This is a genomic window from Sulfitobacter sp. TMED3, assembly GCF_002167505.1.
Taxonomy (GTDB): Bacteria; Pseudomonadota; Alphaproteobacteria; order Rhodobacterales; family Rhodobacteraceae; genus Sulfitobacter; species Sulfitobacter pontiacus.
Genome location: NZ_NHBI01000064.1, coordinates 1 through 5,081, shown reverse-complemented (window position 1 = coordinate 5,081; position 5,081 = coordinate 1). Strand labels below are relative to the sequence as shown.

At 57.7% G+C, this 5,081-nt stretch carries 7 protein-coding genes (1 of these 7 running past the window's edge); all 7 read right to left on the bottom strand.

All coding sequences use genetic code 11. The features are described 5' to 3' along the window. Positions 1 to 819 carry the 5' portion of a heavy metal translocating P-type ATPase gene (locus tag CBB63_RS15070; protein WP_286699726.1) on the bottom strand. Its footprint begins 1,527 nt before the window's first position, so only the first 819 of its 2,346 coding nucleotides appear in the window; the start codon lies at positions 817 to 819; the stop codon falls past the left edge of the window. A 121-nt stretch (positions 820 to 940) separates the two neighbouring features. Further along, positions 941 to 1,498, bottom strand: a complete 558-nt coding sequence (gene petA, locus CBB63_RS15065) for a ubiquinol-cytochrome c reductase iron-sulfur subunit (RefSeq protein WP_009824465.1) — start codon at positions 1,496 to 1,498, stop codon at positions 941 to 943. Positions 1,499 to 1,585: 87 nt separating this feature from the next. Further along, positions 1,586 to 2,260: a TVP38/TMEM64 family protein gene (locus CBB63_RS15060; RefSeq protein ID WP_043847219.1), complete on the bottom strand. Its 675-nt coding sequence runs from the start codon at positions 2,258 to 2,260 to the stop codon at positions 1,586 to 1,588. Then, the gene (locus tag CBB63_RS15055) at positions 2,250 to 2,393 is read right to left on the bottom strand and encodes a hypothetical protein (RefSeq protein WP_009824469.1); all 144 of its coding nucleotides are present in this window, start codon (positions 2,391 to 2,393) and stop codon (positions 2,250 to 2,252) included. The genes CBB63_RS15060 and CBB63_RS15055 overlap by 11 nt, the downstream gene beginning before the upstream one ends. A gap of 70 nt (positions 2,394 to 2,463) precedes the next feature. Continuing rightward, positions 2,464 to 3,915, bottom strand: a complete 1,452-nt coding sequence (locus tag CBB63_RS15050; RefSeq protein WP_043847217.1) for a multicopper oxidase family protein — start codon at positions 3,913 to 3,915, stop codon at positions 2,464 to 2,466. 1 nt (position 3,916) lies between these two features. Next, on the bottom strand, positions 3,917 to 4,384 hold the full coding sequence (locus tag CBB63_RS15045) for a rhodanese-like domain-containing protein (protein ID WP_088664277.1): 468 nt from the start codon (positions 4,382 to 4,384) through the stop codon (positions 3,917 to 3,919). A gap of 39 nt (positions 4,385 to 4,423) precedes the next feature. Then, positions 4,424 to 4,969, bottom strand: coding sequence for an EF-hand domain-containing protein (locus tag CBB63_RS15040; RefSeq protein WP_286699725.1), 546 nt, complete (start codon positions 4,967 to 4,969; stop codon positions 4,424 to 4,426). Positions 4,970 to 5,081: the final 112 nt, after the last annotated feature.

Below are 5,081 nucleotides of genomic sequence, written 5' to 3'. Positions count from 1 at the left end.
CCNCCGCGCCGTTTTTGGTGCGAGATCGAGCAATGCACGGATGGCATCACCCGTCCGTTCGCGGGCGCGCAACTCGAGCACCTGACCGACAAAGATCAGCGCAACGATCACAACCGCAGCTTCGTAATATGTCCCGACGCTTTGGCCGTTTCGATACGCTTCGGGGAAAATGCCGGGCAGGAATGTTGCGGCAAGCGAATAGATATAGGCAGCCCCGACGCCAAGCGCGATCAGGGTCCACATGTTCGGCGATATATTCCTGATCGATTCCCACCCCCTTTTGAAGAAGGGAAGAGCCGCCCAGAGAATGATCGGGGTTGCGAGGACGAATTCGATGTAGACAGCCGTCTGATGTCCGATCCATTCCCGCACAGGTAGGCCGACCAGTTCACCCATCGTCAGGATAACCAGCGGAACGGCGGCTGCCGCGCTGATCCACATGCGTGTTGTGAAATCGGACAACTCTTCTGACGGCTCGTCCGATGGAAGCATCGGTTCAAGCGCCATGCCGCAGATCGGACAGGACCCGGGCTCATCCTTCAGGATTTGCGGATGCATCGGGCAGGTCCATTGCGTACCGGCCTCGCCATGTGCTGGTGTCTTTTGGGCGTTTCCCGACGCATAGTAAAATGGGTCTTTGCCAAACTTGGTTTCGCAGTTTTCCGAGCAGAAATGAAAGACCTCTCCATCATACTCGGCACTGCGCGTGTCTTCGTCTATCTCGACGGTCATGCCGCACACCGGGTCGGTCGCTGTATCTGGGTCTGATGCGGTCGAGGTGCGCGTCATGTCGTGATGATGTTCTTGGTCCGTGGCCATCTTCTAATTCCCGTTTTCAAGACAATTGAACACATAACCCTTCCAGTTACTGGAGGGTCAAGACTCTTCCGACAACGCTGCGTATGAATTTTATGGGCCTTCGCGATGCGCGAAGCTCCTGTCAGCCCAGGGTCAGTATCATGTCTTCCGAAACGGACATCGTGGGAATATGCAGGTTCTCCGGTGCCGGACCCTTTCGAATGCGTCCTGCTGTATCATAATGGGAGCCATGACAGGGACAGAACCAACCACCAAAATCGCCGGCTCCGTCACCAAGTGGTACACATCCCAGATGCGTGCAAACGCCTATCATGACCAAGAAATTCTCATTTCCCGCCACTGCCCTGTTTGCATCGGTGGCCAGGTCATCTCCGGATATGTTGGGATTTCTGGCGACGGTATCAGGAAGGGAAAGCACATCTTCCGAACGGGCCTGCGCGATTTCCGCGTCGGTCCTGTGCCGGATGAACACCGGCTTGCCGAGAAAACTGACAGTCAATTGCGTTCCGGGTTCCACACCGGAGATATCGACGCGGATCTGGGACAGCGCGCGGACATCGGCGGATGGGTTCATCTGATTGAGCAATGGCCAGACCGCAGCCCCTACGGCAACCGCGCCCGTTCCGGCGGTGGCGTAGTACAGGAAATCCCGGCGGAGTTGTGGTGTTTGTGTATCCATAGCGATTCACGGTCGCAGCTTCCTGTGGGGGAAGGTCAATGGTAAAGTAGGCAATCACGGTTTTCATTTTTGCTGACATACTCAGACTTAGGAAGCGTTGGTTGACCGATTTGTTCGCCAGAGCGCTGCGACCAGCAACGGTGCGGCAGTCATCAATCCAAGACCGATGATGATCCACTCAGCAGTGCCGAAATCTCCCGACATGGCCTCTGCTCCGAAATGCGCGAGCAGGAAACTGGCTGGAAGAATGCCTGCCAGAGTTGCGATCAGGAACCGCCAAAGGCGCAGGCGGCTGAGACCGGCAGCGTAGCTCATTGCGTCAAACGAGATGAAGGGCAAGAGGCGAGACGCGAACACCGTCAACATCAACAGATTTTGAGAGCCCAATAACCCGAAACCGGCCTTATCCCCAAGCCAGCGCTCAACGTGGTCGCGCCCGATATAGCGGGCGATGATGAATGCCACGAGTGCACCCAGTTCCGACCCGATGGCGACATAGACAGCTCCGGCAACATGACCATACGCCGCGCCTGCCACCAGTGCGACCGGTGCACTTGGAATGGGGCTTGCCACGATCGAAACCATCATGAGCACGATGATGAGCAACGGTCCCAAAGCGCCGGCCCGCTCTATCCAGACCTCGATAGTCTCGCGGGCTATCGCCGGGCCATATCCCATTGCCCATATGGCTATCAAAAGTACGCCAAGCGCAACCACCAACCATAGCCCAACCCGATGCAGGCGCGGTTTGCTAAGCGGCATGGAGCACCAAAAGAAAGAGAGCTGCGAAGACAATTGGCCTTTGCTCGGGCAAGATGAAATGCATAGGCGCAGAGATGACGATCAACAGCCCGCCGGCGAGGGTCAGCCGCTTGATGTGCAATTCGGTTTTCATCTCAAACCTCTATCGAGGAATAGGATTCCCCTAAAGGTTCCTGTCAGCGGAGGGTAAAGGGATTTCTGCGCTAAGCAACACTGAATTGCCCCATCATGCCGCCGTCTTCGTGTTCCAGAATGTGGCAGTGATACATGTAGGGCGCAGCCGCTGAGGCAGGTTTTTCGAATTTCATCGCAAGCTCCACTTCACCATCCACCAGTACCGTATCCTTCCAACCCCTGTTCTCTGCACGCGGTGCCGTACCGTTTTCCGACAGGACCTGAAACCGGACGCCGTGAACATGGAACGGGTGCATCATCATGGCCCCACGCACAATCCAACGCTCGATGCTGTTGAGTTTGGTGGAAAAATTGAGCGTTCCCGAATCGTATGACGCGCCGTTGATCGAAAATCGGTTACCGGACCGCGAGAACATCATCCCCATGCCCATCGACATATCCAGTGACAGACGTCGGACTGGCGCGTCCTTGACCGCAAGATCAGGCAACTGCCCGTCCAGAGAGCCGGGCAGGGCGTCGATGCGAACCGGAAGGGTTGTGTCGACAGCGAAAGGCAGCACGGTGAATGGACTGCCGGAACCGCCGCCGCCCATCATTCCGCCCATGGCCGAATTAATGATATCGTCGGACTTCAAAACACTGTCCCGCCCGCTTGTGAAATCCACAAGCACTTCTGCGCGCTCTCCTGGTGCAAGGGTCAGGCGGTTCAGCGCAATCGGTCGATCCAGAAATCCGGCATCTGTCGCGATGAGATGAAGCGACCGGCTGTCAGACATGGACAGGCGGTAAACCCGCGCATTCGAGCCGTTGACGACACGGCACCGCACGATCCCCTTCGGAACCGCTGCCGACGCGCCGATTTGACCGTTCACAACCATTGTGTCGCCCTGAAACCCGTTCATGGACTGGTGCATCCCGGGATCGTATTTCAGGCGTCCGCGCCAGTTGAACTGACGGTCCTGCAATACAAGGGTCAGATCATCGACCCCGTAGGCGGATGGCAATCCACGGGCGTCATCCGCGTCATCCGTCACCTGCAGAACACCCGCCAGCCCCAGCATGACCTGCCGTGCCGTCGCGCCGTGAATGTGGCTGTGATACCAGGCCGTTGCCGGGGGCTGGTCAAGGTCCAGCACCGGCTTCCAGGTGTCTCCCGGTGCGATGGCCTGATGTGGTCCGCCATCGAACTCACCGGCAACAACCAACCCGTGCCAATGCGCCGACATCGGCTCGCCAAGCGTGTTGTGCACCTCTGCCCGTGTCTCGACCCCGGCCTGCACCCGGATCGTCGGGCCAAGGTATCCCTGGTTGTAGCCGAACGTTTCGCTGGCGGCACCGTCGTCAAAACGGGTCTCGCCCGTGCGGGCTTCCAGCTGAAAAAGCCGGGATGTCGTCGCATCGAGAAGGGGAGGATACGCGAGCCTCTTGTCCGATGCCGCGAATGCAGCCGATGGCAGGGCAAATGCAGCCCCAAAGCCTGCGGCATGGCCCAACAGTTCTCGACGGTTCAACAGTTTCACTTCAACTCAATTCCTCTGGCAGCGCCGCCAGAGCCATATCGACACTGACGACCGGATAACCGCCCGCGATCCAGCCCGGTCCGGCGGCAGAACCGAGCATGCCTTCGGATACGTCAAGAAAGCCGCTGTAGCCAGCCTGCCGAAGACTTCGCATGACGCGGCCAGACCGCCCGCCTGTCGCACAGATGAGCGCGACAGGCTGCCCTTCGGCCCGTTCCCGGGCGGCAAAAAGCCGCTCGGCGAAACGGTCCTCATGCAGGCTGATGGGCCAGGTACCGTCGGCAACGCCGGTGTCGGTCCATTCCGGTCGCGACCGAACGTCGATCATCCGGATCAGGTCCTGTTGCAGCGCATCTGCTGCCATGTCCGCCGACCAGACCTCGGCGGTCTGGGCGACAGCCGAGAAAGGTGCAACGGAACTGGCCAACATCGCAAGGCTTGCGCCGCGGCGCGTCAGAAAGAAGGCCATAATTTGCCCCCATCAAGCTGAGTGACGCAGGCTTGACCCTTATTCGTTGTCATGATGACCTTCCATGTCCGTTCCGGTGGAAGTACCGTTCATTTTGCTCATCCGTGTACCGGCATCTTCCATCTCGTCCTGAGAGATCTGGCCGTTACCGTCCGCATCGAGATGCTGAAAGCGATCTACCATGCGCGCGCGCATTGCGTCCATATGCAAGGCTTCGAACTCGTCAAGTGTCAACGCTCCATCGGAATTCGCATCGAACTCCCGCATTTTTTCGGACATCTGCGCGGCCATTTCATGAGGCTGTCCACCGGACATCATTGTCGACATCATGTCCCGATCCATCATTCCCATCATGTTGCCCTGGCCACCCATCATAGCGGCATGCATCTTCATCATTTTTCGCATCATCGGCATCATGTCCCCGCCCATCATGCCCATCTGATTGTCGCCATCGCCCATCGCCATGCCGGACATATTCCCGCTGTCAGGCTTGCTGTCGGCAGCCCCGTCGGATTCCGCAAATGCTGTTTGCGCCATGCCAACCGCGATCACCACGCCAAGCGCAATAATTTCTTGTTTTTTCATTTCTCATTCCTTTCAGACTTACCCTAGATACATTGGCGTTATAGCGCTTTGATTAAAGGCCAAGCGCGGGCCGTTTTGTAATCATTTGTCACAGCATCCTGTTACAAACGGT

Bases quoted from the DNA above. Each gene is read 5' to 3' on its own strand.
- petA (WP_009824465.1), bottom strand. From the start codon at position 1,498: ATGGATACACAAACACCACAACTCCGCCGGGATTTCCTGTACTACGCC.
- CBB63_RS15045 (WP_088664277.1), bottom strand. From the start codon at position 4,384: ATGGCCTTCTTTCTGACGCGCCGCGGCGCAAGCCTTGCGATGTTGGCC.
- CBB63_RS15060 (WP_043847219.1), bottom strand. From the start codon at position 2,260: ATGCCGCTTAGCAAACCGCGCCTGCATCGGGTTGGGCTATGGTTGGTG.
- CBB63_RS15055 (WP_009824469.1), bottom strand. From the start codon at position 2,393: ATGAAAACCGAATTGCACATCAAGCGGCTGACCCTCGCCGGCGGGCTG.
- CBB63_RS15040 (WP_286699725.1), bottom strand. From the start codon at position 4,969: ATGAAAAAACAAGAAATTATTGCGCTTGGCGTGGTGATCGCGGTTGGC.